Origin of the sequence: Achromobacter sp. UBA2119 (genome assembly GCF_002331005.1) — a bacterium.
Classification (GTDB): Bacteria; Pseudomonadota; Gammaproteobacteria; order Burkholderiales; family Burkholderiaceae_B; genus Achromobacter; species Achromobacter animicus.
The window spans coordinates 17956-41688 of sequence record NZ_DCYD01000016.1 but is presented as its reverse complement, the minus strand read 5'-3'; the positions used below and the strand labels follow the sequence as shown (position 1 = coordinate 41688).

The following is a 23733-nucleotide window of genomic DNA, read 5'->3' as shown; positions in this document are numbered from 1 at the left end:
AGAATCCACAGGCCCGCAGAGGCCGCAAAGAACACGAACCCGGAGACAAAGACATGCACCCATCGCGCAGAACCTTCCTGATCAACAGCGCCGCTATGGCAGCGGGTGCCGCCGTGTTGCCGTGGTCCTTCGCGGCACGGGCCGCGCAGTACCCGGACAAGGCGGTCCGCCTGTACATCCCGTACCCGCCGGGCGCGGCGACCGACACGCTGGGCCGCATGGCGGGTCAGGTGTACGCCGAGGCGCTGGGCCAGCCCTTCGTCGTGGAAAACCGCGGCGGCGGCGGAACCACGATCGGCACGCGCGCGCTGGCGGTGTCCGCGCCGGACGGCTACACCATCGGCATGGTCGACTCCACGTTCACCATCAATCCCGCGCTGCTGGGCGCCCGTCAGCCGTACGACGCCATCAAGGATTTCGCGCCGATCTCGCTGATGGCGACGGCGCCCTTCGTCATGGTGGTGCACCCGTCGGTCAAGGCGACCGACATTGCGTCGTTCCTGGCGCTGGCCAAGTCGCAGCCCGGCACGTTGTCGTTCGGGTCGGCGGGCGTGGGCAGCGGGCCGCATCTGGCTGGTGAGCAACTGCGCCAGCAGGCAGGCGTGGACGTGCTGCACGTGCCTTACCGCGGCGGCGGCACCGTGATCACCGACCTCTTGGGCGGCCAGGTGCAGTTCGGCTTTGCCACCGTCCCGACGCTGCTTGAACACATCAAGGCCGGCAAGCTGCGCGCGCTGGCGGTCACCAGCCCGCAACGCACAAGCCAGTTGCCCGACGTGCCCACGTTTGCCGAGGCCGGTCTGCCGGGTGTGGATATCTCGCCGCTGTTCGGCGTGATTGCGCCGGCCGGCGTGCCGGAGCCGATCATCGAGCGCCTGTCGCAGACGCTGGGCGAATCCGTGCGCAAGGGCGCGCTGCGCGACAAGCTGGCCGGGCTGGGCTTTCAGCCGGTCGGCAGCACGCCGGCGGAATTCGCACAGCGCATCCGTGACGACGTGGCCAAGTGGACCGCCGTGGTCCAGCGCGGCAACATCAAGGCCGAGTAAGCCGCGCCGGCTCAGGCGTACTTGCCTGTCAGGCCGCCATCCACGAGCAGTTCGGTGCCGGTGATGTAGGACGCCTCGTCCGACGCCAGGAAGGCCACCGCATTGGCGACCTCCCATGGCGTGCCCATGCGTCCCATCGGCACCTGCTTGTCGCGCGCCGCGCGCGCGGCGTCCAGGTCGTTCGCATCGAACATCTTTGCGACATTGGCGGTGACGCGGGGGGTGTCGATCAGGCCGGGTATGACCGTGTTCACGCGGATGCCGTCGGCGGCGTACTGCTGCGCGGCCATGCGCGCAAAGTGGATGACCGCAGCCTTGCTGACGCTGTAGGCCAGATGCGGATAGCCGGTGTACCGGATGCCCGCAATGGAAGAGACGGCCACGATGGCGCCGCCGCCCTGCACACGCATGACGGGCGCCAGCAGGCGCGTGGCGATCAGCAGGCTGGTCACGTTCACCTGCTGGATGCGGTCCCAGTCCGCGATCGAGATGTCTTCGGGGCCGCCGACCTTGCCGATGCCCGCGTTGGCCTGCAGGATGTCGATGCGGCCAAAGCGGCGCAACGCCGCGTCGACCGCCGCCTGCATCGCGTCCGGGTCGGCCACGTCGGCCTGCACAGGCAGCGCGCTGCCGCCTGCCGCTTCGGCCTCATGCGCGGCCTCTTCGGCGGCGGTCAGGTTGGCGTCCAGGGCGATGATGGCCGCACCTTGGCGCGCCAGCGTCACGCAGCTTGCCTTGCCGATGCTCCAGCCGGGCGCGGACGTGCCCGCGCCTGCGACCAGCGCAACCTTGCCGGCCAGGCGCGCGCCGGACAGCGGGGCAGCGTGAAGGGGCGTACCGGCAACGGGCGTACCGGCATCGGGCGTACCGGACCCCGCGCTCACGATTGCCCGCCGTCTTGCTGATGGCTCTTGCCCTTGCCCACGTACGGAATGGCGTGGTCGATGGTTTCCCAGATGTACCGCCCGGACGGGCTCTGCTGCTCTTCTGCCACGTGCGACACCAGGCCCGCCGCGCGCGAGATCACGGCAAAGCCGCGCATCAGGTCGGTAGGCACGCCGATCTCGCTGAGCAGCGCGGCCACGGCGCCGGTTGCATTGATGGTGATGTGCTTGCCGTAGGTCTCGTCGATGGCGCTGGCCAGCCAGCGCAGCGCTTGCACCGACTCGCCGCTCAGTTCGCTTTCCGCCTCGGCCAGCGCCAGCAGCTTGATCGCGCGCGGATCGTCCGGCTTGTGCAGGTGATGGCCGAAGCCGGGCAGCGGGCTGCGCGACGCGCGGTGTTCGCGGGCAATGGCCAATGCTTCCGCGGGACCGTCGGGTGCCTGACGGATGCGGTCAAGCAGGCGCGAGCAGTTTTCCATGGTGCCCACGAACTGGCTGCCCACGGCCATCAGCCCGGACGCCACGGCGCCCTGCAGATTCTCGGGCGCGCTCATGTAGATCAGGCGCGTAGCGATCGCGCTGGGCGTCATGCCGTGCTCCATCAGCGTGACCAGCACCGCGTCCACGATGCGCATGTCCACGGGACGCGCGTCGCGACCGAGGATCTGCATGATCATGACTTCGGTAAACGACTTCTTGCCGATCAGGTCTTCGACCAGATCGACGTCGCGATACGACATGCCGGTCAGGTGATGGGCGCAGAGGCGGGTTTCGGGCTTGTTCATGGCGTTTCCTTCATTGCGGCGTCGCGCACCGCGTTCTTCAGCACCTTGCCCACGCTCGAGCGCGGCAGGCTGTCGTGGAAATGGATGTGTTTGGGCGTGGCGACCGGACCCAGCAGCGCGCGCACGTGCGCCTTGAGTTCGTCGCCATCGGCCTCGGCGCCCGCCTGAAGCTGGACGGCGGCGTGGACCGCTTCGACCCACTTGTCGTCAGGCACGCCGAACACCGAGCATTCGTAGACGGCAGGATGCGCGGACAAGGCGTTTTCGACGTCCACCGGATAGATGTTGAACCCGCCGGTGATGATGACGTCGCGCAGGCGGTCCTTCAGGAACAGATAGCCGCGCGTGTCGATCAGGCCCATGTCGCCGGTGTGCAGCCAGCCGTCGACTACGGTTTCAGCAGTCTTCTCGGGCAGGCGCCAGTAGCCGGTCATCACCAGATCGCCCTGGACCACGACTTCGCCGATTTCGCCGCGCGGCAGCAGCGTGCCGTCGGGCGCCATGATTGCCACGTCGGACAGCGGTGTGACCCGGCCGACCGACGCGCGATTTTCCGGCGCTTCGAGATCAGCGGGGCGCAGCACCGTGACGATTTGAGGCGCCTCCGTCTGGCCGTAAGTCGTGCCCAGCACCGGGCCGAAGAAGGCGCGCGCGCGCTCGATCTTTTCCACGGGCATGGGCGCGCCGCCGTAGATGAGGTTGCGCAGATGCGGAAAGTCCGCGCGGGAGACGCCGGGCTGCGCCATGATCATGTAGATCAGCGTGGGCGGCATGAAGCTCAGCGTGCCGCCGCGCTCGCGAAACGCCTCGGTGATGGTGGCGGGCGACACACTGTCCAGCAGCAGATGCGCGCCGCCCTGCGCCAGCACCGGCAACAGATAGGTGCCGGTGCCGTGCGTGATGGGTGCGGACACGACGTAGCGGTCTTCGGCGGTGAGGCCCCAGTTGAGGATCTGGTTGACGATGCCGGCGTTCCACGCGTGATAAGGCTGCATCACGCCCTTGGGCAGGCCGGTGGTGCCGCCCGTGAACTTGATGGCCTGCGTGGCGTCGCGCGGCAAGGTGCGACGCGCCGGAACGCGGTCGGCAAAACGCGCGAGCAGCGCGTCCAGCGCCAGGTCAGCGGCCGCGTCGTCCAGCACGATGCGTCGTGCTGAACCCGCGGGCACGAGCGGCGCGCCCACTTCGTCGACGATCACGATGGACGGCTCGGTCGCATCCAGGATGCGGCCGATCTCACGCGCGGTGCTGCGGTAGTTCAGCGGCACCCAGACCTTGCCGCTGGCCAGCACCGCGAGCAGCGCCAGGATGTGGCGCGCCGAGTTGCCGGCGCAGATGGCTACGCGCGTCTGCGGCTCGGGGTCCAGATCCTGCAGGGCGGCGGCCAGCGCGCGGGTGTCCGCCGCCAGCCGCGCGTAAGTCACCTGCCCATCGGGGCCGTCGAGCGCCACGCGGTCCGGGTACTGCTCGGCTGCGCGGAAGAAGAAATCAATCGGGTACACCTATGCTCCTTGGATGCTTAATTGGCCTTGAGGTTGGCGCTTTTCACCACCGCGCCCCACTTGTCGATCTCGCTGGCGATCTTCTTGGCGAAGGTCTCCGGCGTGTTCGGCGCTTGGGGCGGGAAGAAGCCGCCTTGCTTGTAGGAGGTTTGCAGGGCGGGCGTCGCGAGCGCCTTGTTCAGCGCCTGGTTCAGGCGGTCGATGACGGGCCGAGGCGTGCCGGCCGGCGCCACCAGGCCAAACCACGATTCCACGTCGAAGTCAGGCAGGCCGGACTCCGCCAAGGTGGGCACATCGGGCGTGGCCGGCAGGCGTTGGGGCGAGGTGACGCCGATGGCGCGCAGCTTGCCCGCCTGCACGTGGGGCAGGGACGAGGGCAGGTTGTCGAACATCGAGTCCACCTGCCCGCCCAGCAGGTCCGCCACGGCAGGACCGCTGCCGCGATACGGTACGTGCAGGATGTCGGTGCCGGTCTTCATCTTGAAGAGCTCGCAGGACAGGTGAATGGACGATCCGCTGCCGGACGACGCGCACGTCAGCTTGCCGGGATGCTGCTTGGCATAGGCGATGTATTCCTGCACCGTCTTGATCGGCAGCTTGGGATTGACCACCAGGATGTTCGGAATGGTCGCCAGCAACCCGACGGGTTCGAAGCCTTTGACGAAGTCGTAATTGAGCTGGCTGTACAGCGTGCGGTTGATGGTGTTGGCAATCGACCCGACGTACAGCGTGTACCCGTCGGGCGCGGCACGCGAGACGATCTCCGCGCCGATGTTGCTGTTGGCCCCGGTCTTGTTTTCCACCACGACTGTCTGCCCCAGTTCTTCGGCCAGGGACTTGGCCATCAGACGCGCCACGATGTCGGTTGCGCCGCCGGCCGCATAGCCGACGACAAGAGTGATGGGGCGATCGGGATAGGGCTTGGCCGCCCAGGCGGGAGCGGCGGCCACAAGGGCCCCGCTCAAGGCCACCGCCGCAGCGGTCCAGCGCTTGCCGAATGTCTTCATTGTTGTCTCCGTCCTGTTTGTCTAATAATTGGACAGATCTTCGTCTGTCCGCCTTCATATTCGGCTTTGATGGAGGCCCTATCAACGCAAGGTGTCCAGAAATTGAACAAACCGGATTCCGAGGGTTCCGGTCCGCGCATCCTGCGGCGCGGGCTGAAGGTGCTGGGCGTGCTGCGCCAGGCCGGCGCGGCCGGCATGCACGTGGTGGACATCGCGCGGGCCGCGGGCATGCAGCGGTCCACGGTGTATCGCTACCTGGATGTGCTGGTCGAGGAGGGCTACGCGCTGCGGGAATCGGGCGCGCCGCGCTGGCGCGTTGCTGAACTGGGCGTGATGATGGCCGGCGACCCGCACGCGCAGGCCGTGCGCAGTCTTCGGCCATTGCTGCGCCAGATCAGCGACGTCAGCGGCGATTCGGCGTTTCTCATCTGCCGCGCTGCGAATGATTCGCTTTGTCTGCATCGCGAGGTCGGCAATTACCCGGTGCAGGTGCTGGCCGTGACGGTCGGGCACCGCCAGCCTTTGGGCGTGGGCGCGGCCGGGTTGGCGCTGCTGGGCGCCCTGCCGGCCGCGGAAGCCGACGAGGTGGTGATGCAGAACGAGCAGGCGCTACGCGCCTACGGCGGGATGACGGTGGCGCAGATGCGGCGGCTGGTGGAGAACACGCGCGGGCGCGGCTGGGCCGTGGTGGGAAACGCGGCGGTGCCGGGCGTGTTGGGTGTGGGCATGGCGCTGTGCGATGCGGGCGGCTATCCGCGGCTGGCGGTCAGCGTGTCCAGCCTCATCAGCCGGATGCAGGCGCCGCGCCAGCGCAGCATTGCCGAACTGATCCGCGCGCAGGTGTCGCAGAGCGGATTCGGCATGCCGCACGGGGCGGGCGAGGGGGATTGAGGCCCGCCGCGATGCCGTTCCGGCGGCGGGTGGGGGCCGTTTCGTTCAGGCCGCGGCCGGCGTCGGCACGCGGTACGTCTTCTGGTAATGCACCGTGAACGTCTTGAAGGCGTCCAGCGCCTTGTGCGGGTCGTGTCCCGGCTTGACGAGGAAGCTGTCAAAGCCCACGCGCGCCTGGTAGTGGATGGTATCGATCATCACGTCGCCGACCGCACGCAGCTCGCCCTGCCAGTCGTAGCGCGTGCGCAGCAGCTGCGCCAGCGAATAACCGCGGCCATCGGTGTAGACCGGAAAGTCCACAGCGATGAACGCGATGCCCTCGGGATGCAGCACGCCGTCGGCGTCCGCCAGGTCCGTCAGGTCGGCGTCGGGGTTGAGCAGCACGGCCACGGGATGCTTGTGGCGGCGCAGCGTGTTGCGCGAAGTCTTCCAGACGGCCAGCGGCACAATCCAGCCGGGTTCGTCGGACGGGACCTGGCCTTCGGCGGGCACTTCGGGTTCGGGGACGAACGGACGCGACGTGTCGGCCTCGAGTTTGCCGTTGCGGATGAGATGCGGGCCGGGGGCATCGTGCGCGTAGATCTCAGACATGGGCGGGCTCCGCTTGCTGCGTGGGTTTGGCGAAGGCAGGGTCCGCGTACACGTCCTGCTTGAAGGGATCGATGCCGACGCGGTCCACCACGTCGATGAAGCGTTCGGCGTCGCTGTCGCGCAGGCCCAGATACGTGCGGATCAAACGGTCCACCACGCCCGGCACCTGATGGCGCGCGAACGACGGGCCGATGATGCGGCCGATGGCCGCGCCGCCGCCATGCGTGGATTCGAGGTCGGGCAGCGGCTTGGCGGCGCCGTTCTGGCGGCCGCCCACCGTGACCTGATACCACTCCTCGCCGGCCTTATCGACGCCAAGAATGCCGATGTGGCCCACATGGTGATGGCCGCAGGAGTTGATGCAGCCCGAGATGTTCAGATCGAGTTCGCCGATCTCGAACAGGTAATCCAGGTTGTCGAACTGGCGCTGGATGGCTTCGGCCACGGGAATGGAGACGGCGTTGGCCAGCGCGCAGAAGTCTCCGCCCGGACAGGCGATGATGTTGGTGAGCAGACCGACGTTGGGCGTGGCGAGGTTCAGGGCTTCGAGCTTTTGCCACAGCTCGTGCAGCCGCGCGCGGCGCACGTCGGCCAGGATCAGGTTCTGTTCGTGCGACACGCGCAGTTCGCCGTAGCCGAAGTCGTCGGCCAGGTCGGCCACCGCATCCATCTGGTCCGCGGTGATGTCGCCCGGCGGCACGCCGGTGGGTTTGAGCGACACGGTCACGGCGGCGTAGCCGGCAACCTTGTGCGCATGCACGTTGGTGCGCAGCCAGCGCGCGAAGCGCTTGTCGCCCGCGGCCAGCGCGTCGGTGTTGTCGATGTCGGACGCGGCGGCGGCGTCGTGCTGCGGCCAGACAAAGCGCGCCTTGATGCGGTCCACGAATTCCTGGGTGATGGTGTCGGGGCCGCCCTTGATGCGCTGCCACTCTTCATCGACCTGCTGCGCGTAGACCTCGGGCGTCAGGTCCTTGACCAGGATCTTGATGCGCGCCTTGTACTTGTTGTCGCGGCGGCCATGCAGGTTGTAGACCCGCAGCGCGGCCTGCAGATAGGTCAGCAGGTGCTGCCATTCGACGAACGGATTGATGAGCTTGCCGACGATGGGCGTGCGGCCCAGGCCACCGCCGATCCACACGCGAAAACCCAGCTTGCCGTCGCGTTCGACCGCCTGCAGGCCGATATCGTGCACGCCTACGGCCGCGCGGTCTTCAATCGCGCCGCTGACCGCGATCTTGAATTTGCGCGGCAGGAAGGCGAACTCGGGATGCAGCGTCGACCACTGGCGGATGATCTCGCACCAGATCAGCGGATCCACGAGTTCGTCCGGCGCGACGCCGGCAAAGTGGTCGGTGGTGGTGTTGCGGATGCAGTTGCCGCTGGTCTGGATGGCGTGCATCTGCACCGTGGCGAGTTCCGCCAGGATGTCCGGCACGTCTTCCAGCTTGGGCCAGTTGAACTGGATGTTCTGGCGCGTGCTGAAGTGTCCGTAGCCGCGGTCCCACTTGCGCGCGATGTGCGCCAGGGTGCGCAGCTGGCGGGACGCCAGCAAGCCATACGGAATGGCAACGCGCAGCATGGGCGCATGGCGCTGGATGTACAGGCCGTTCTGCAGGCGCAGGACGCGGAAATCGTCCTCGGTTAGCTGGCCGTCGAGAAAACGGCGCGTCTGATCGGCAAACTGCGCGACACGCTGCTCGACAAGCTGTTGGTCGACGGGGTCATACACGTACATGTCTACTGCCCTTGGAAGTCTTTTCGGTCTGAACCCCGGGGCGGGGTCGGGCGCACGGCGCCGGCAAAACGGGATTCATAACCGTAACAGCGACCCGCGAACACCGTCTAAGTCATTCTGGTAATAAAGAAATAAGGGCCCCCACGCCGCGCGCGCTGCGCGCGCTAGCTGCCCCCCGAGGGGGCTGCCCCGCCTTCGGACGGCCGGGCGGCTATTTTTTCGGAGGTCGTCTAAACCAGCCGCGAGCGTACGCGCATATATGAATATGCGGCTTGTCGTAGAACAAGCCCCTAAACCCCTACAACGCCGCATTCACCGCCCAGCGGGCCACGAACACCAGAATGATCACCAGGCAGGCCGCGAGCAGCAGGCCGGTGGCGATGAGGGGGCCGGGCTTGTTGTGGGCGATGTCGGCGTCGTAGCCGCGGCCGCGGCGTACGCCGAAGAAGGCCCACAGCACGGAGCGGACCGTGCGCAGGAAACCGAGCATAAGCGCCTCCGGGCAGACTATTGACGGCCCACTGTAGACGCTGGCGTGTCCGGCAGACAGATGCAGATCCGCGTCAGCCGACCGTATCAGATGGCGCGGCGGCGTGTGCACCGATGCCGCGCACGATGTGTTCCAGCAGCTCGCGCGCGGCCGGCGAGATGTGGCGGCCGGCGCGGCTCAGGACGTGCAGGCTGCCCTGGTTCAGGATGGGATTGGCCAGCGGCAGGCTCGCGAGGCGCTGGGCCTGCATGTCGGCGGTGACGGCGATGGGGGGCGTGAGCGCGTAGCCGATGCCGGCCGCCGCGAACTGCCATAGCGCCTTGAACGACGAGGTGGTCAGCACGTTGTGCAGCCGGACCTGCTCGCTGATCTCGGCGGCCTGGATGTGCTGGCGCACGCCAAACCCTTCCTGCATGGACGCGCCGGGGTAGTCGGCCAGATCCGTCAGCAAGAGGGGCCGGCGCAGGCGCGTCAGCGGGTGGTCCTGACGCACGATGGCCCGTATCGGCTCGGGCCGCGAGTAATGCGTGCGCAGCCGGGCATCGTTGGGCGGCTGGAACACCAGCCCGATGTACGCGCGGTCGTCGACGATGCGCTGGACGATTTCGGACGTGCGGGCCACGTCGATGTCCAGCGTGACTTCGGGATGGCTGCGCCAGTAGCCCGGCAGCACGCGGTCGAACATCAGCTCCACGAAGCCTTCGCCCAGCACCAGGTCGATGTGGCCGCGTTCGGCTTTGCGCAAGCTGTCGATTTCGGAGAAGAAGCTCTCCTGGATGTCCTGCTGCCGTTTTACATAGCGCGCCAGGATGTGGCCGGCGTCGGTGGGCACGAGGCCACGTCCCCGGCGTTCGAACAGCGCCATGCCGCAGTCGCGCTCCAGGGCGGCGATCGCGCGGCTGACGGCGGACGGGTCCATTTCCAGGGCCTCGGCCGCGCCGCGCACGGATCCCCGGCTCATAACCTGCATGAAGTAATGCGTGCGGCGCGCGTCGAGTTGTTCGTCCATGGCGGCTGGCTCCGGGCGGAATGCGGCTGATTTTCCACGGAGGGGATTAAGGGTTTACCCTTATTTCAATTTGTCCCGTGCAAAATTTTCCGAGGAAAGGCGAATTCGTTGCATTTTACGCAACGTTTCTCGGCGGCCCGTGTCATGGTTGCCCGCCAGAGGGGTGGGCGAAAATTGCGCAGTCCGAATCGGCCGCCCGCTGCGCGCGCCGTTCGCGCTGTATTGGCCGTTTGAATCGACCGAGCCGCTCTTCAAGCGCCGTCGCCCGAACCTTCCGAATTCGCTTGCCCCGCCGGCTCCGCCTGGACGTCCGGGCGCCGGTTTCCGGGTTCGTCCGGCCCACTGCCACGATCACTATTCACGTCATCAGGGGAAAACCAATGTCTCATGCCAGCGCAAGCCTGGCCTCGCCTTCCATGCCGCTATCGGGGCGCGTGCGCATGCTCGCCGCCATTCTGCTGGTGGTGGTCATTTCCGAAGCGATCGGCAGCGTCACGTTTTCGGTCGGTCCGGGCAAGATCATCCTGCAGCCCATGCTGTGGGCCATTTTCATCGGCGCGGTGGTCGCGGCGTTCGGCCAGCGGCTGCCGGCAGGCGCCGGCATTGACAAGGCGATGCAGACCCGCATCAGCGGCTACCTGCAATACGCGCTGCTGCCGTTCCTGGCCAAGCTGGGTCTGATGGTGGGCGGCGCGTTGCCGCAGGTGCGCGAGGCCGGCTGGGCGCTGGTGTTCCAGGAGTTCGGCCACTTCTTCGGCACCATGGCCATCGGCCTGCCGCTGGCGCTGCTGCTCGGCATCAAGCGTGAAGCGATTGGCGCGACGTTCTCGGTGGGCCGCGAGCCCAGCCTGGCGATCATCGGCGAGCGCTACGGCATGAACTCGCCGGAAGGCCGCGGCGTCATGGCCGAATACATCACCGGCACCGTGATCGGCGCGCTGTTCGTGGCGCTGATGGCGGGCTTCATCACCAGCCTGAACATCTTCGATCCGCGCTCGCTCGCCATGGGCGCCGGCGTGGGCTCGGGCAGCATGATGGCCGCCGGCGTGGGCGCGATCGCTTCGCAGCAGACGCCCGAAATGGCGCATCAGGTCGCTGCGCTGGCCGCGGCCGCCAACCTGCTGACGACGGTGGTTGGCGTGTACTTCACCCTGTTCATTTCGCTGCCCACGACGATCTTCCTGTACGGCAAGCTCGAGCCCGTGCTGGGCCGCTTCTCGCGGGGCAAGAACGAGGCCGTGGTCGACGACAGCGTGTCGGAAGACGTGCCCGCGCACGGCTCGAAGATGGGCTTCGGCGACCGCCTGACCGCCTACGTCATCTGTGGCCTGTTCGCGCTGGTGGGCAACCGTCTGGGCTACAACGTGCCGTTCGCGGACGCACTGCCGGGCATGGCCATCATCGTGCTGCTGGTCGTCATCACCGACCTGATCCTGCGCGTCGTGCCCAAGCTGCCGGCCGTGTTCGTGCTGTCGGTGATCGCCATGACCGCCGGCTGCCCGGGCGTGCTGCCGTATTCGGATCAGATTATCGCGATGGTCGGCAAGGTCAATTTCCTGCCGTTCACGACGGTGATCCTGGCGATGGCCGGCCTGTCGATCCTGAAGGACCTGCCTGCGTTCCGCAAGCTGGGCTGGAAGATCGTGGTGGTGTCGCTGGCGGCGAACGCCGGCACGTTCATGGGCGCCACGATGATCGCGGAATTCTTCCACTGATCGGCGCTAGCGTCATGGAAAAGCCGCCTGTTGTACAGGCGGCTTTTTTCATGGGCTTGCTAGGGACGGTGTCACACACGTGGGGGATCGGGGCGCGAAGACGTCAGGGCGTGGCGCCGGGCCGGTAGCGCGCGTTGTCGGTCACGTTTTCAGTGGGACCGATGTTCGCCACCGGGGGGATGCCCACGCCGGCAGCCTTCAATGCGACAGCCGCCTGCAATTCCACCTGCGGATTGCCCATGGCGACGCGATAGGGTTGCAGCGGCGCCAGGCCTTGGATGGTGCCCAAGTCGTTAGCGATATCGGCGCGTTGCGCCACCGGGTCCGGCCGCGCGGCAAAGTCCTCGACCGCACGCCGCATCCGGGCGTCCGCGTACAGGTCGCGCAATTCATCGATATTGATGGCGGGCGCGGTGAGGGCAAGGGGCGCGACGGCAGGGGCGGCTTTGTGTCTGACAGGCGGGGCGTCTTGTTCCGCCCTTGCCAACCTGTCGGCCTGGGCGCGTTCCACGCGCTGGGCGTCGCGGGCGGCCTGGGCTTGCGCGGTGCGCTGGGCCTGCCGGGCGGCGAAGTTCTGCGCGGCGCGTTCGGCTTCCCAGGCAGGGCGGTTCTCATCCAGCATCGAAACGCGCGCCGGATAAGGCGCGGCGACGTGGGGGATGGCGGAGATCGCAGAAATGGCCATGCGGGGGCTCCTTGTCGTGATTGACCTTTGGGTTGGTCTGTCCGGGGAGATGCAAGTTCACTGTAGCAAAGGCCTCTGCGAAAGGCTTTACCCATCTGTGGATTTCGTAACCGTCTCCCATGCGTTCAATTCCTCCTGCAAGGCGGCCAGCTTGCCCCGCACCAATCCGAGCGCGTCGCTGCCGAGCAGCAGGTGCGCGGGAGGATGATCGGCGTCGATGGCCGCCAGCATGGCGCGCGCCGCCTTGCGCGGATCCCCCAACTGACGGCCGTTTTTCTCTTCGCGGGCCTTGCGGATGGGGTCGAAGAGGGCGTCGTAGTCCGCAATGGTGCGGGGCGTGCGCGTCATGGATCGGCCCGCCCAGTCGGTGCGGAACGACCCCGGCGCCACCGCCGTCACGGCAATGCCCAGCGGCTGCACTTCCTTGCCCAGCGCTTCGGAAATCCCCTCCAGCGCGAACTTGCTGCCGCAGTAGTACGCGATGCCCGGCATGGTGATGTGGCCGCCCATGGAAGTGATGTTCAGGATGTGGCCGCGCCGGCGCTGGCGCATGAAGGGCAGGACTGCCTTCATCATCGCGACCGCGCCAAACACATTCACGTCGAACTGGCGGCGCATTTCCGGCAGGGGCGACTCCTCCATCACGCCTTCATGGCCGTAGCCCGCGTTGTTGACCAGCACGTCGATGGCGCCGACGCTGGCCTCGATATCGGCCACCACGCCGTCAATGGCGTCGAAGTCGGTGACGTCCAACACGCGACCGATGGCAGCGCCGGGAGACAGGCTTTCAAACGCGAGGCGGGCCGGCTCGCCGCGCACCGTGCCGACGACGCGGTGGCCTGCGGCCAAGGCTTCCTCGGCCAGGGCGCGGCCGAAGCCGCCGCTGACGCCCGTGATGAGCAGGGTTTTGGGGGAGGTCATGGAGGGGGCTCCGAAGTCATTGGAGAATGCATGGTAGTCTTGCCAAACTGCACGGATAAGCCGTAATCCGCTGCTTATCTTGCCCAAAGCTATGAACACCAACGCCACGGCCCCCGACGACGCGGTGGGCGCCGATCCTGCCGAAAGCCGCATGGCCGCGCTGCTGCGCGGCCTGGCGCCTGATGAGGGCTACAACCTGACCGCGTTGCCCAGCGTGCGCGTGCTGCGCGCCAACCGGGCGCTGGCGCGCACGCCGGTGCTGTATGACCCGGGCATCGTGATCGTCTGTCAGGGCCGCAAGCGCGGCTACTTCGGCGATCGGCTGTACCTGTACGACGAGCAGCATTACCTGGCCGTGTCCGTCCCGGTGCCCTTCAGCATGGAGACCGACGCAACGCCCGAGCGCCCGCTGCTGGCGCTGTACCTGCACCTGGATTTCGCGCTGGCCGCGGAGCTGGCGTCTGAGATCGACGCCGCCGGCTCTGCGGCGGCAACCCAGCCGCCGCAGAGCATGTTGTCGACGCCGATGGATGACGCGATGCGCACGTCGGTGCTGCGATTCATCGAGGCCATGTCCCGGCCGCTGGAAGCCGCCGTGCTGGGACCGGGGCTGTTGCGTGAGCTTTATTTCCGCGTGCTGACCGGCCCGCAGGGCGGTTCGATGCGGGAAGCGTTGTCCCTGCGCGGGCAGTTTGGCCGGATCGGCAGATCCCTGCGCCTCATTCACGCGGAATACGCTTGGCCGCTGGACGTGACGCGGCTGGCGGACGAGGCGGGCATGAGCGTCCCCAGTTTTCACAGCCATTTCAAGGCGGTGACGCAGGTCTCTCCCATGCAGTACGTGAAATCGACGCGCCTGCACCAGGCGCGTCTCTTGATGGTGCGGCAGGACCTTACGGCCGAGTCGGCGAGTCAGGCGGTGGGCTACACAAGCCCGTCCCAGTTCAGCCGCGAGTTCAAGCGCCTGTTTGGCCTGACGCCGGCGGCGGAGGCGCGACGCATGCGCGAAGGCTTCGCTTTGCCGGCATTCGCGGACGCCACCTTCGTGTCGTCACACTGAATCGGCGGCTGCCCGCCGACGGTTCGTTCAAGGCTTGGTGGCCTGCATCGACGGACGCTGGCTGAACCCTTCGAACCACTTGGCCGTGGCGGGATGCGACGCGCGCCAGTCCAGATCCGGGAAGCGGAAGTCCAGGTAGCCCAATGCGCAACCGATGGTGATGGTGCCGATGTCCAACCGGCCATCAAGGCCTGCGGCGTTCTTCTCGATGAGCGCGAGACCGTCGCGCACCTTGCCAAGCTGTCCTTCAACCCAGCCATCCCAGCGCAACGCCTCCGGGCGCAGCACGGTCTCATAGCGCGCCAGCAGCGCCGCACCCAGCATGCCGTCGGCCATCGCCTGCTCGGCCAGCACCGGCCAGCGGGCCTTGCCGGCGGGGAAGAACGTGCCGCCGCCCAGGTCGTTCAGATACTCGCAGACGACGCGGCTGTCGAACAGCGCCTGGCCTTCATCGGTGATGAACGTGGGCACCTGGCCCAACGGGTTGCTCGGGATGATGGTCTGGTCGCGGGCGACGGGACCGGCGGCGCTGGGCAGCTTTTCAATGCGGTCGACCAGGCCGAGTTCATGGGCGATGACCATGCACTTACGGACAAACGGCGAAGCAGGCGAGAAGAAGATTTTCATGGGGTTCCCTGTCGGTGAGAGGCGTCAGTGTTGCGCATGGGCCAGGTGCTGTCCAGCCACCCAGCCAAAGGTCAGAGCGGGGCCGAGCGTGATGCCGGGCGCGGGGTATGCGCCGCCCATCACGGACTGCATGTCATTGCCCGCGACGTAAAGCGCGGGGATCGGCGCGCCGGCCGCGTCCAGTGCCTGCGCGTGCGCGTTGGCTGCTATGCCGCAGGCGGTGCCGATGTCGCCGGGGTACACCTTGACCGCGTAGTACGGCCCCTTGCCGAGCGGCGCGAGGCAGGGATTCGGCTGGTGATCCGGATCGCCAAGGTAGCGGTTGTAGGCGGTCCCGCCCTTGCCGAAGTCCGGATCGTGTCCTTGCGCGGCGTGCCGGTTGTAGCGTTCGACAGTGGTCTGGAGTGCGGCGGCGGGCATGGCAAGCCGATCGGCCAGTTCAGCCAGCGTGGACGCCTGCAGCAGGTAGCCCTGGTCGATCAGGTGCTGGCGGGGCCGCCCGCCCGGCAGGGCGAGGCCCAGACCCCAGGTGTCGATGAACCGCTGGTCGCAGACCAGGAATGCCGGGATGCTGGGCGCCGTTTCGTTGCTGCGATACATGGCCTGCACGAACTCGTGATACGAGGTCGATTCGTTGACGAAACGTTTGCCCGCGCCGTTCACGGCGATCAGCCCGGGCTTGGCGCGGTCCCAGACCAGATGCGGGTAATTGAGCGGCGTTCCGTTGCCGGCGTCCAGAACCGAGACAGGCGCCCAGAATGCCGGACTGGCGTAGCCGCTTCCGAAAGCCGCGCCGGCCTGCTCCGACAGCCGGATGCCGTCGCCCGTGTTGCCGCGCGGGGACATCGACCAACTGCCGGTTGGCTGCGGATACGTTTGCGAGCGCCTTTCCGCATCCCACGGGAAGCCGCCCGTCGCCATCACGACGCCGCGGCGCGCGCGGACGTTCAGCGTCGTACCGTCCCGTGACACCGCGGCGCCCAGCACGCGCCCGTTGGCGTCCCGGTGCAGCGAGAGCGCTGGCGCTTGCAGCCAGTATTCGATGTGGCGCGTCAGCAGCCCATGGAACAGCTGAGCCGCCAGCGCGTTGCCAAGCAGTAGCCGGGTGCCCCGGTGGTAACCGCGGGCCCGGTCCGAGGCGAAACGCAACACCAGCGCCATGCTGTGCCGCCAGGCCGCGAACGAGCGCGTGGCGCGCAGCAGGTGCCGCACGTCGGTGATGTTGACCATCATCCCGCCGAGCACGGTGAATTCCTTCAGCGGGTCGCGCAGCTGGTTGAAACGGCTGCCCAGTTTGCGGCCATCGAACTCGACCGGGTCGAGCGAGCGCCCGCCCATCGCGGCGCCGGGCCGGTCAGGGTAGTAGTCGGGCGAAGCGGTCCGCGCGGCAAGCTGCAGCAGGCCGCGGGACACGAGGTAATCCATCATGCGCGGGCCCGCATCCAGGTAAGCGCGCTTCATGTGCTCGGGCGCCGCCGTGCCCACCGTTTGATCCAGGTAGGTCCACACGTCGTCCATGCTGTCCGGATGGCCCGCCGCTTCCGTCTGCGCGTTTAGCGGTATCCACACCGCGCCGCCGGATATCGCCGTCGACCCGCCGATGCGGTCGGTCTTCTCGATCAGCAATACCTCCAGGCCTTCCTCGTGCGCGGTCAGTGCCGCCGCCATGCCGCCCGCGCCCGAGCCCACGACGAGCGCGTCCACTTCCTTGTCCCAGGTGATGTGGTTCATGCTGCCTACGCTCCTGACCCGCCCAGCGACTTGCCGCCGTCCACGAAGATGACCTGGCCCGTAATGAAGTCCATGTGCGGCGCGGCCAGAAAGGACACGGCATTGGCGATGTCTTCCGGCCGGCCCGCCCGGCCGGTGGGCTGCAGGGCCAGTTGCGCGGCCATGCGCTCCAGCGTCAGATTGCGCAGTAATGGCGTGTCGATGAGGCCGGGGGCGATGGCGTTGACCAGGATGCCCCGTCCGGCCAGCTCCATCGCGGATGCGCGGGTGTAGCCGACCAGGGCCGCTTTCGACGCGACGTAATGCGGGTGATTCCTGGCGCCCAGATAGGCGCGCGACGCGATGTTCACGATCTTGGCGCCCGGCAGCATGGCGCGCGCCGCCTCTTGAGTCAGCGTGGCGACCGCCAGCAGGTTGACGTCGAAGGCGCGGCGGTAATCGTCGCTCGTCACCTCGAAGAACGTGCGCTCGTCGAACAGGCCGGCGTTGTTCACCAGCGCGGCCAGCGGTGGCAACGACCGCGCCAGTTCGCGCGTGGCCGCCTCGTCGGCGAGGTCCACGACGCGATGGTCGACGTCCAGTCCCCGGTCGGCCAGCGCCCTTGATTCCTTGTCCGCCAACGCCCCGTTGCGATCAGCCATCACGACGCGGAAGCCGTCGCGCGCCAGCCGCTCCACGATCGCCAGGCCCATGCCGCTTGCGCCGCCCGTGACCAACGCCGTACCCAGACTCATGATTTCTCCTTAAACGGCCAGATAGCCGCCGTCCACCGGCAGCACCACGCCATTGACATAGCTGGCCAGGTCCGAGGCCAGAAAGAGGATGGGGCCGACGATCTCATCCGCGCGCCCCGCGCGCGCCATGGGTGCACGTCCCATGTACCAGTCGGTGCCGTTTGCCTGGGCGCGCTGCCCGGCGGTCATTTCGGTTTCCATCAGCCCCGGCGCCACGGCGTTCACCCGCACGCCGTGGGGGGCGAGATCGCGGGCCAGCACTTCCGTGAACGAGCGCACGCCGCCCTTGGATACGACGTAGCCTGCCGTTGAAATACCGCAGCCGTAGGCCACGATGGAACACAGGTTGACGATCGCGCCGCGCGTGGCCTTGAGCTGCTCGACAAAGGCATGCGTGACGTTGAACGTGCCTTGCAGGTTCACTTGCATCACGCGCTCCCAGATCTCGGGCGTATGCGGATCGTCGAACGGCGCGCGCGCCGAGATGCCGGCGTTGTTGACCAGGACGTCCAGCGGTCCGTGGCGGGCCGCGCAGTCGGCGGCAAAGGCGCGAACGGCCGCCGCGTCGGTCACGTCCAGCGCCGCATGCGCGGCATGGCCGCCGGCCGCGATGATGGCTTGCGCCGAGGCGGTGGCCAGCGCCGCGTCCACGTCGGTCACGATCACGTGCGCGCCTTGGCGCGCGAAGCCCTGCGCAATGGCGGCGCCCAGGCCGCGCCCGGCGCCCGTCACGAGGACGCGCTTGTCTTGCATCGAGATCATCGCTCTTTCCTTGTTGCGCCTAGGCGCCCAGATAGGCGCGCTGCACGCCTTCGTCGCTCGCGAGCGCGGCAGATTCCCCGTCGAGTGCGATCTCGCCGTTTTCCAGGATGTACGCGTGGCTGGACACCGATAACGCCAGCTTCACGTTCTGTTCCACCAGCAGAATCGTGATGCCCTGTTCGCGGTTCAGCCGCAGGATGATGTCGAAGATCTGTTCGACCACCAGGGGCGACAGCCCCATGGACGGCTCGTCCATCAGGATCATGCGAGGCCGCGCCATCATGGCCCGGCCGGTCGCGAGCATCTGCTGCTCGCCGCCGGAGAGCGTGGCGGCCTTTTGCTCGAAGCGTTCGCGCAGGCGCGGAAAGGTGTCGCACACCATGTCCATGTCCTGCCGGACCACGGCGCGGTCGCGGCGCAGGTAGGCGCCCATTTCCAGGTTCTCGCGCACGCTCATCTCGCGGAATATCTCGCGCCCCTCCGGCACCTGCACGATGCCGCGGCCCACGACCGCGTCGGCGGACAGGCGATGGATGGGTTCGCCCGCGAATCGCACGGCGCCCGCCGTGGGCGAGACCAGGCGCGAGATCACGTTCAACGTCGTGGACTTGCCCGCACCATTGGCGCCTAGCAGCGCCACGATGGCGCCTTGCGGGACTTTCAGCGATACGTCCTGCAGTGCGCGGATGTTGCCGTAGGCGGCCGACACCGCATCGACTTCCAGCAGAATCTCAGCCACCGGCTGCTCCCTTGCCCAGATAGGCTTCGATGACGCGGGGATTGCTGCGTACCTCCCCGGGTGTACCCTCGGCGATCTTCTCGCCAAACGACATGACGGTGATGCGATCCGATATCGACATCACCAGTTGCATCACGTGTTCCACCAGCAGCACCGTGATGCCGTCGCGTTCGCACAGTTCGGTCAACAGCCGGTCCAGCGTTTCGATTTCCCGATTGCGCAGCCCCGCGGCGGGTTCGTCCAGCAACAGCAGCTGCGGCGAAATCGCCAGCGCGCGTGCCAGTTCCAGCATCTTCTGGCGGCCGAAGTCCAGGCTGCACGCAGGCGTATCCAGGAAGTCGGCCAAGCCGACGCGCTCCAGCAGATGTTCCACGCGCTCCCGCGCCTCGGCCGCGGCGGGCCGCAGCAGCTTGCCCACGCTGTTCGCGCCGTGCGCGTATGTGCCTAGCAGTGCGTTCTCGCGCACGCTGAGGGCGCCAAAGAGTTCCAGGTTCTGGAAGGTGCGCGCCACGCCCAGCGCCGCCATCTCGTGCGGCTTCTTGCCGGTGATGTCGGCGCCGTTGAACGTGATGCTGCCGCTCGTGGGGCGGTAATAGCGCGATACGCAGTTGAAAGTCGTCGACTTGCCGGCGCCGTTGGGTCCGATCAGCGCGTGGATGTGGCCGCGTTCCACCTGCATGGATAGCCCGTTGATGGCGGTCAGCCCGCCAAACTTCACCGTCAGGCCCTGCACGTCCAGGTAGGGATGGGTGCTCATGCTGCGCTCCTTTGAGGGGACTTGGACGCGGTGGCGGCCGCCCGCGAAGCCGCGGGCAAGGGCGCTGCCGGCGGCGGCGCGCGACGGGCCGCGCGACCGGCGAACAGGCCCTTGGGCGCGAACATCATGAAGCCCATCAGGATGAAGCCGTAGATGATTTCCTGGAAGGACAGCGCCTGGCGCAGCAGCTCCGAAATCAGCCCGAAGGCCAAAGCCCCGGCGATGGCGCCGCGCACGGAACCAATCCCGCCGACCACGACCATGGTCAGGATCAGAATGGTCGTTTGAAACCCCAGGCTTTCGGGATGGATGAACGACGCAAACAGCGTGTACATGCCGCCGGCGATGCCGGCGTAGGCGGCCGACAGCGTGAACGCGGTGCGCTTGATGGCGTTGACGTTCACGCCCATCGCCTGCGCCGCTATGTCGCTTTCGCGCACGGCGCGGAACGCGGATCCCAGCTGCGAACGCGACAAGGCGACGGTGGCCCACAGCAGCAGCGCGGCGATCACCACGACGAAGGGGTAGGCCTTGACGTCCGATACCAGTTCGTAGCCGAACAGCGTGGCGGGAGAGATGCGGAATCCGTTCGACCCGTTGGTGACCGATTGCCAGTTCAGGAACACCCACTGCATCGCTTCACCAAACGCGAACGTGGACAGGGCCAGATAGATGTCGCGCATGCGCAGCGCAAGTGCGCCAATCAGGTAGCCCAACGCGGCGGCCAGCAGTCCGCCCGCGATGATGGAGACGAAGAAGGGCGGATGCCACAGATTGTTGATGAGGCCGGCCGTGTAGATGCCGACGCCGTAGAAGGCCGCGTGCGACAACGCAAACTGCCCGGTTTCGCCGATGACCAGATGCAGGCCCAGCGCCAGCACCACGAACACCATCAGCAGATTGACGACGTAAATGACATAGCCGCTAGCCATGAACGGCAGCGCCATCAGCACGACAGCCATGAGCGCCAGCAGGATTCGATCGATCTTGTTGCTCATACTTTTTTCACCTGCAGTTTGCCGCCCAGCAACCCTTGCGGGCGCAACAGCAGCACGACCATGATCGCCACGAACGGCGCCACCACGATGGCGTTGGTCGAAATGAACAGCCCCACCAGGTTCTCGGCGATGCCGATCACGAATCCGCCAACCACCGCGCCTGGCAGGCTGGTGATGCCGCCCACGATGGCGGCGGCATAGGCCAGGATGGCGATGTGGCCTATGTCGGGCGTGATGAGGATCTTTGGTGTGATGAGCAGCGCGGCGACGGCTGAGATCAGGCCAGACAGCGCCCACACCATCATGCGGATGCGTGTCAGGTTTACGCCCGTCAGCCGCGCCGCCTTGGGGTTCATGCCCACGGCCCGCATGGCCCGGCCGACGCGTGTGTAGGTGAACATGCCAAAGAGCAGCAGCATGACGGTGACCGCGACGGCGAAGATCAGCAGGTCCAGCCGGGTCAGCACGGCGTCGCCGATGATGACGGCATCGGTCGATGCGAGCGGCGGCAGGGATCGCGGGGTATCGCCCAACCCCGAGGTTCGCACGAGTCCCTTCAGGGCGTACGCGAGGCCGAGCGTGGCGATGACCATCTGCACCCCCACGCCCTTGGACGCGATGACGCGTTCCATGACCACGCGCTGGAACAGTCCCGACAGGACGGCCACCCCGACCAGCGTGACCGGAATGACCGCCAGGTAGGGCCATCCCATCACCAGGATGAGGAACAGCGCGATATAACCGCCCACCATGAAGATCTCGCCCTGGGCGAAATTCGGTACATCGGTGGTCTTGAAGATAATGACGACGGCAACGGCCAGCAACGCATACACGCTGCCCGTCACCAGTCCCGACAGCACCCCCTGCTGCAGGAACAACCAGGTATCGGCAAAGCTCATGATGTTCTCCGGCGGCCCGCGCGATGCTGCGCCATCGCGCGGGCGTGGCCCGTGACGGACCGCGGGTTTACTTCTGGTACTGCCAGGTGCTCTTGAAGGCGCCCGGCACGAGGGTCATGTTCGTGCCGTCGAACTTGATGTAGATGGCGGCTTCCTGCGCGGCGCGGTCGCCGGGGCCGAACTCGATGGGGCCCGCCATGACGCCGGAGTCGAACTTCATGGTTTCCAGCGCCTGCAGCACCTTCTCACGCGTGGGCTGGGGGCCGGCGGCCTTCAGCGCGTTCACCACCGCCATGGCGGGTGGAATGCCGTAGGGCATGTAGGACTGCGGATGCCCGGGCTTGGCCGCCAGGTCGGGATAGGACTGCTTGTACATGTCGTACACCCAGGTCAGCTTCGGGCCGCCAGGCAAGTCGGCCAAAACGTCCTGGATGTAGACGTTCTTGAAGGCGTCCTTGTTGCCCACGTTCTCCACGAGCTGCTTGAGGTCCGCCGTGCCGTTGACCGCCAGCACGATCGGTTTGTTCCAGCCCAGTTCGTGCGCCTTCTTGATGATGAGGGCGGCGGGACGCGCATAGGTGGTCAGCAGCAGGACGTCCGGATTGCCCGCGCGGATCTTCAGCATGGGCGCGGTCACGTCCGTGATGTTGGGATTGACCGACTGCACCTGCAGCGCCGGATCGCCAAGCTGCTTTGCCTGAGCCTTCGCGGCTTCCAGGTTCCAGCCGCCGTACGCGTCGTCGTGATTGATGTAGCCGATCTTCTTGGCCTTCAAGTGTTCCGATGCGAACTGCACCATTGACCCGCCAACGGCGTGCTGCGAGATCGAGAAGGCGCCGTAGATGTACTTGGACGGCGGGTAAAGCGCGCCGTCGCCGGAGGCGTTCAGCATGACCAGCGGCACCTTCTCGCGCTCGATGTATTCGCGCGATGCGACGACAGCTGCCGAGCACGATCCGCCGTTCAGAAGGAAGACCTTGTCCTGCTCGTTCAGCTTCTTTACGGCGGCGACAAGATCGTTGGCGTTGCAGCGGTCGTCTTCGATGACCAGCTCGATCTGACGACCGTTCACGCCGCCTTCCTTGTTGACCTTGGCGTACCACATCTTGGCGGCATTGAGCACGTCAAAACCGTAGGCCATGCCGCTGCCCGACAGCGGCGCAAAAACGCCGATCTTGATGGTCTTGTCCGTGATCCCCGGTTCCTGCTGCGCCTGCGCGGTGGCCGACAAGGCCAGGACGCACAGCGCGGCAGCGGCCGCATAGCGACTACGTTGGTTCATGCTTTGTCTCCCGTTCTTTTTAAGTGCGCGTCTTTGGTGGATGACGCTCTTGCTGCGCTGACGGCCATGCCGCCCGTAACCCTTACTGCATGCGATATCCGCCGTTCACGTCGATGACGCTGCCGGTGATATAGCCCGCGTCTTCCGATACCAGGAACCGCACGGCGGCGGCCACTTCCTCCGCCGTGCCGATGCGGCCCAACGGAATGGCCTGGGCAGCCGCGGCAAGCGCACCGCTGCTCGTGACGGTGCTGCGCAGCATGTCGGTGTCGATCAGGCCCGGCGCGATGCCGTTGGCCGTGATGCCAAGGTGGGCGGCTTCCCGGGCCATCGCCTTGGTCAGGCCGAGGACGGCGGATTTGGCGGCAATGTAAGAGGCGCTTGAGCGGTAGCCGCCAAGCTGCGCTGCGACCGACGTGAAGGTGACGATCCGGCCATGCGCCAGAGGCGCAGCCTCGCGACGTCGAAGGTATGCGCGGCCGCAAAGGAACACGCCGCGCGCGTTCACGGCAAAACTGCGTTCCCAGATGTCGAGCGACGTGTCCTTGATGAGGGGGCGCTCACCGTTTTCCTGGAACAGCAGCAATCCGGCGGCGCTGACCAGCACTGCGATGGGCCCGTGCTGGCGTTCGATCTGCTCGAACGCGCCTTCGACGGCCGCTTCGTCGCTGACGTCGAAGGCGTGAGCGGCATGCGGTGCGCCCAGTTCATCGGCAACGCGCCGCGCGCGTCCGGCGTCCACGTCCGACACCACCACGCGAAGGCCGGCCTGCGCCAGTTCGCGGCAGATCGTTGCGCCGATGCCGCCGCCGCCGCCGGTGACAAGCGCGAGTCGGGGCGCCGGGCCAGCGGTGGCTGGCTTGGATACATTGGTCATGCTGTC

Annotated in this window: 24 protein-coding genes; 4 read left to right on the top strand and 20 right to left on the bottom strand. The window is 67.0% G+C overall.

Features of this window, described 5'->3' with window-relative positions; all coding sequences use genetic code 11:
- Nucleotides 1-53: 53 nt before the first annotated feature.
- Nucleotides 54-1046 carry a Bug family tripartite tricarboxylate transporter substrate binding protein gene (locus B3098_RS18550; protein WP_279973913.1) on the top strand — a complete coding sequence of 331 codons (993 nt, stop codon included), beginning with the start codon at nucleotides 54-56 and terminating at the stop codon, nucleotides 1044-1046.
- An 11-nt stretch (nucleotides 1047-1057) separates the two neighbouring features.
- On the opposite strand, the gene B3098_RS18545 is transcribed toward B3098_RS18550, so the two are convergent.
- The 4 genes from B3098_RS18545 to B3098_RS18530 form a co-directional block, all read right to left on the bottom strand.
- Nucleotides 1058-1861, bottom strand: a complete 804-nt coding sequence (locus B3098_RS18545) for an SDR family NAD(P)-dependent oxidoreductase (protein WP_286898427.1) — start codon at nucleotides 1859-1861, stop codon at nucleotides 1058-1060.
- A 65-nt stretch (nucleotides 1862-1926) separates the two neighbouring features.
- The gene (locus B3098_RS18540) at nucleotides 1927-2715 is read right to left on the bottom strand and encodes a citryl-CoA lyase (protein ID WP_175122148.1); all 789 of its coding nucleotides are present in this window, start codon (nucleotides 2713-2715) and stop codon (nucleotides 1927-1929) included.
- Nucleotides 2712-4217 (bottom strand): class I adenylate-forming enzyme family protein, encoded by a 1506-nt coding sequence (locus tag B3098_RS18535; RefSeq protein ID WP_286898286.1) that lies wholly within the window; start codon nucleotides 4215-4217, stop codon nucleotides 2712-2714. Before B3098_RS18535 ends, B3098_RS18540 begins: the two co-directional genes overlap by 4 nt.
- Before the next feature lie 17 nt (nucleotides 4218-4234).
- Nucleotides 4235-5224, bottom strand: coding sequence for a Bug family tripartite tricarboxylate transporter substrate binding protein (locus B3098_RS18530; protein WP_191578273.1), 990 nt, complete (start codon nucleotides 5222-5224; stop codon nucleotides 4235-4237).
- 102 nt (nucleotides 5225-5326) lie between these two features.
- On the opposite strand from B3098_RS18530, the gene B3098_RS18525 reads away from it, so the two are divergent.
- A complete protein-coding gene (locus B3098_RS18525; RefSeq protein WP_175122151.1) occupies nucleotides 5327-6115 on the top strand; it encodes an IclR family transcriptional regulator in 789 nt (262 codons plus the stop codon).
- A gap of 45 nt (nucleotides 6116-6160) precedes the next feature.
- Here B3098_RS18525 and B3098_RS18520 read toward each other — a convergent pair whose 3' ends face one another.
- From B3098_RS18520 to B3098_RS18505, 4 genes are all read right to left on the bottom strand, one after another.
- Complete coding sequence (locus tag B3098_RS18520; RefSeq protein WP_175122152.1) at nucleotides 6161-6706, bottom strand: DUF934 domain-containing protein; 546 nt, start codon at nucleotides 6704-6706, stop codon at nucleotides 6161-6163.
- Nucleotides 6699-8441 carry a nitrite/sulfite reductase gene (locus tag B3098_RS18515; protein ID WP_286898283.1) on the bottom strand — a complete coding sequence of 581 codons (1743 nt, stop codon included), beginning with the start codon at nucleotides 8439-8441 and terminating at the stop codon, nucleotides 6699-6701. Before B3098_RS18515 ends, B3098_RS18520 begins: the two co-directional genes overlap by 8 nt.
- Nucleotides 8442-8739: 298 nt before the next feature.
- A complete protein-coding gene (locus B3098_RS18510; protein ID WP_056559812.1) occupies nucleotides 8740-8931 on the bottom strand; it encodes a DUF2970 domain-containing protein in 192 nt (63 codons plus the stop codon).
- Between the two features lie 73 nt (nucleotides 8932-9004).
- Complete coding sequence (locus B3098_RS18505; RefSeq protein ID WP_175122154.1) at nucleotides 9005-9940, bottom strand: LysR family transcriptional regulator; 936 nt, start codon at nucleotides 9938-9940, stop codon at nucleotides 9005-9007.
- A gap of 380 nt (nucleotides 9941-10320) precedes the next feature.
- Between B3098_RS18505 and B3098_RS18500 the strand changes: the two genes are divergently transcribed.
- Nucleotides 10321-11655 (top strand): DUF3100 domain-containing protein, encoded by a 1335-nt coding sequence (locus B3098_RS18500; RefSeq protein WP_175122155.1) that lies wholly within the window; start codon nucleotides 10321-10323, stop codon nucleotides 11653-11655.
- A gap of 103 nt (nucleotides 11656-11758) precedes the next feature.
- Here the strand turns inward: B3098_RS18500 and B3098_RS18495 are convergent, their stop codons facing one another.
- Entirely contained in the window at nucleotides 11759-12340 is a 582-nt protein-coding gene (locus B3098_RS18495) for a hypothetical protein (protein WP_286898278.1), read from the bottom strand.
- Nucleotides 12341-12427: 87 nt separating this feature from the next.
- Complete coding sequence (locus B3098_RS18490) at nucleotides 12428-13261, bottom strand: oxidoreductase (RefSeq protein ID WP_286898276.1); 834 nt, start codon at nucleotides 13259-13261, stop codon at nucleotides 12428-12430.
- A gap of 151 nt (nucleotides 13262-13412) precedes the next feature.
- Here B3098_RS18490 and B3098_RS18485 point away from each other — a divergent pair, with 151 nt between their 5' ends.
- The gene (locus tag B3098_RS18485; protein WP_414631295.1) at nucleotides 13413-14321 is read left to right on the top strand and encodes an AraC family transcriptional regulator; all 909 of its coding nucleotides are present in this window, start codon (nucleotides 13413-13415) and stop codon (nucleotides 14319-14321) included.
- Between the two features lie 27 nt (nucleotides 14322-14348).
- On the opposite strand, the gene B3098_RS18480 is transcribed toward B3098_RS18485, so the two are convergent.
- From B3098_RS18480 to B3098_RS18435, 10 genes are all read right to left on the bottom strand, one after another.
- Nucleotides 14349-14948: a glutathione S-transferase gene (locus B3098_RS18480; RefSeq protein ID WP_286898272.1), complete on the bottom strand. Its 600-nt coding sequence runs from the start codon at nucleotides 14946-14948 to the stop codon at nucleotides 14349-14351.
- 24 nt (nucleotides 14949-14972) lie between these two features.
- The gene (locus B3098_RS18475) at nucleotides 14973-16679 is read right to left on the bottom strand and encodes an FAD-dependent oxidoreductase (RefSeq protein WP_286898270.1); all 1707 of its coding nucleotides are present in this window, start codon (nucleotides 16677-16679) and stop codon (nucleotides 14973-14975) included.
- Between the two features lie 5 nt (nucleotides 16680-16684).
- A complete protein-coding gene (locus tag B3098_RS18470; protein ID WP_286898268.1) occupies nucleotides 16685-17413 on the bottom strand; it encodes an SDR family NAD(P)-dependent oxidoreductase in 729 nt (242 codons plus the stop codon).
- 9 nt (nucleotides 17414-17422) lie between these two features.
- Nucleotides 17423-18175: an SDR family NAD(P)-dependent oxidoreductase gene (locus B3098_RS18465; RefSeq protein ID WP_218342672.1), complete on the bottom strand. Its 753-nt coding sequence runs from the start codon at nucleotides 18173-18175 to the stop codon at nucleotides 17423-17425.
- Between the two features lie 19 nt (nucleotides 18176-18194).
- Nucleotides 18195-18914, bottom strand: coding sequence for an ABC transporter ATP-binding protein (locus B3098_RS18460; RefSeq protein WP_218342673.1), 720 nt, complete (start codon nucleotides 18912-18914; stop codon nucleotides 18195-18197).
- The gene (locus tag B3098_RS18455; protein WP_191578259.1) at nucleotides 18907-19671 is read right to left on the bottom strand and encodes an ABC transporter ATP-binding protein; all 765 of its coding nucleotides are present in this window, start codon (nucleotides 19669-19671) and stop codon (nucleotides 18907-18909) included. The genes B3098_RS18460 and B3098_RS18455 overlap by 8 nt, the downstream gene beginning before the upstream one ends.
- A complete protein-coding gene (locus B3098_RS18450; protein WP_191578258.1) occupies nucleotides 19668-20669 on the bottom strand; it encodes a branched-chain amino acid ABC transporter permease in 1002 nt (333 codons plus the stop codon). The genes B3098_RS18455 and B3098_RS18450 overlap by 4 nt, the downstream gene beginning before the upstream one ends.
- The gene (locus tag B3098_RS18445) at nucleotides 20666-21568 is read right to left on the bottom strand and encodes a branched-chain amino acid ABC transporter permease (protein WP_191578257.1); all 903 of its coding nucleotides are present in this window, start codon (nucleotides 21566-21568) and stop codon (nucleotides 20666-20668) included. Before B3098_RS18445 ends, B3098_RS18450 begins: the two co-directional genes overlap by 4 nt.
- 67 nt (nucleotides 21569-21635) lie before the next feature.
- Entirely contained in the window at nucleotides 21636-22850 is a 1215-nt protein-coding gene (locus B3098_RS18440; RefSeq protein WP_191578256.1) for an ABC transporter substrate-binding protein, read from the bottom strand.
- 82 nt (nucleotides 22851-22932) lie between these two features.
- Nucleotides 22933-23727 (bottom strand): SDR family NAD(P)-dependent oxidoreductase, encoded by a 795-nt coding sequence (locus B3098_RS18435; RefSeq protein WP_286898262.1) that lies wholly within the window; start codon nucleotides 23725-23727, stop codon nucleotides 22933-22935.
- Nucleotides 23728-23733: the final 6 nt, after the last annotated feature.

What these genes read in the sequence shown, in the direction of transcription:
- B3098_RS18550 (WP_279973913.1), top strand. Translation starts at nt 54, where the DNA reads ATGCACCCATCGCGCAGAACCTTCCTGATCAACAGCGCCGCTATGGCA.
- B3098_RS18540 (WP_175122148.1), bottom strand. Translation starts at nt 2,715, where the DNA reads ATGAACAAGCCCGAAACCCGCCTCTGCGCCCATCACCTGACCGGCATG.
- B3098_RS18530 (WP_191578273.1), bottom strand. Translation starts at nt 5,224, where the DNA reads ATGAAGACATTCGGCAAGCGCTGGACCGCTGCGGCGGTGGCCTTGAGC.
- B3098_RS18520 (WP_175122152.1), bottom strand. Translation starts at nt 6,706, where the DNA reads ATGTCTGAGATCTACGCGCACGATGCCCCCGGCCCGCATCTCATCCGC.
- B3098_RS18515 (WP_286898283.1), bottom strand. Translation starts at nt 8,441, where the DNA reads ATGTACGTGTATGACCCCGTCGACCAACAGCTTGTCGAGCAGCGTGTC.
- B3098_RS18510 (WP_056559812.1), bottom strand. Translation starts at nt 8,931, where the DNA reads ATGCTCGGTTTCCTGCGCACGGTCCGCTCCGTGCTGTGGGCCTTCTTC.
- B3098_RS18505 (WP_175122154.1), bottom strand. Translation starts at nt 9,940, where the DNA reads ATGGACGAACAACTCGACGCGCGCCGCACGCATTACTTCATGCAGGTT.
- B3098_RS18500 (WP_175122155.1), top strand. Translation starts at nt 10,321, where the DNA reads ATGTCTCATGCCAGCGCAAGCCTGGCCTCGCCTTCCATGCCGCTATCG.
- B3098_RS18495 (WP_286898278.1), bottom strand. Translation starts at nt 12,340, where the DNA reads ATGGCCATTTCTGCGATCTCCGCCATCCCCCACGTCGCCGCGCCTTAT.
- B3098_RS18490 (WP_286898276.1), bottom strand. Translation starts at nt 13,261, where the DNA reads ATGACCTCCCCCAAAACCCTGCTCATCACGGGCGTCAGCGGCGGCTTC.
- B3098_RS18485 (WP_414631295.1), top strand. Translation starts at nt 13,413, where the DNA reads ATGGCCGCGCTGCTGCGCGGCCTGGCGCCTGATGAGGGCTACAACCTG.
- B3098_RS18480 (WP_286898272.1), bottom strand. Translation starts at nt 14,948, where the DNA reads ATGAAAATCTTCTTCTCGCCTGCTTCGCCGTTTGTCCGTAAGTGCATG.
- B3098_RS18475 (WP_286898270.1), bottom strand. Translation starts at nt 16,679, where the DNA reads ATGAACCACATCACCTGGGACAAGGAAGTGGACGCGCTCGTCGTGGGC.
- B3098_RS18470 (WP_286898268.1), bottom strand. Translation starts at nt 17,413, where the DNA reads ATGAGTCTGGGTACGGCGTTGGTCACGGGCGGCGCAAGCGGCATGGGC.
- B3098_RS18465 (WP_218342672.1), bottom strand. Translation starts at nt 18,175, where the DNA reads ATGATCTCGATGCAAGACAAGCGCGTCCTCGTGACGGGCGCCGGGCGC.
- B3098_RS18455 (WP_191578259.1), bottom strand. Translation starts at nt 19,671, where the DNA reads ATGAGCACCCATCCCTACCTGGACGTGCAGGGCCTGACGGTGAAGTTT.
- B3098_RS18450 (WP_191578258.1), bottom strand. Translation starts at nt 20,669, where the DNA reads ATGAGCAACAAGATCGATCGAATCCTGCTGGCGCTCATGGCTGTCGTG.
- B3098_RS18445 (WP_191578257.1), bottom strand. Translation starts at nt 21,568, where the DNA reads ATGAGCTTTGCCGATACCTGGTTGTTCCTGCAGCAGGGGGTGCTGTCG.
- B3098_RS18440 (WP_191578256.1), bottom strand. Translation starts at nt 22,850, where the DNA reads ATGAACCAACGTAGTCGCTATGCGGCCGCTGCCGCGCTGTGCGTCCTG.
- B3098_RS18435 (WP_286898262.1), bottom strand. Translation starts at nt 23,727, where the DNA reads ATGACCAATGTATCCAAGCCAGCCACCGCTGGCCCGGCGCCCCGACTC.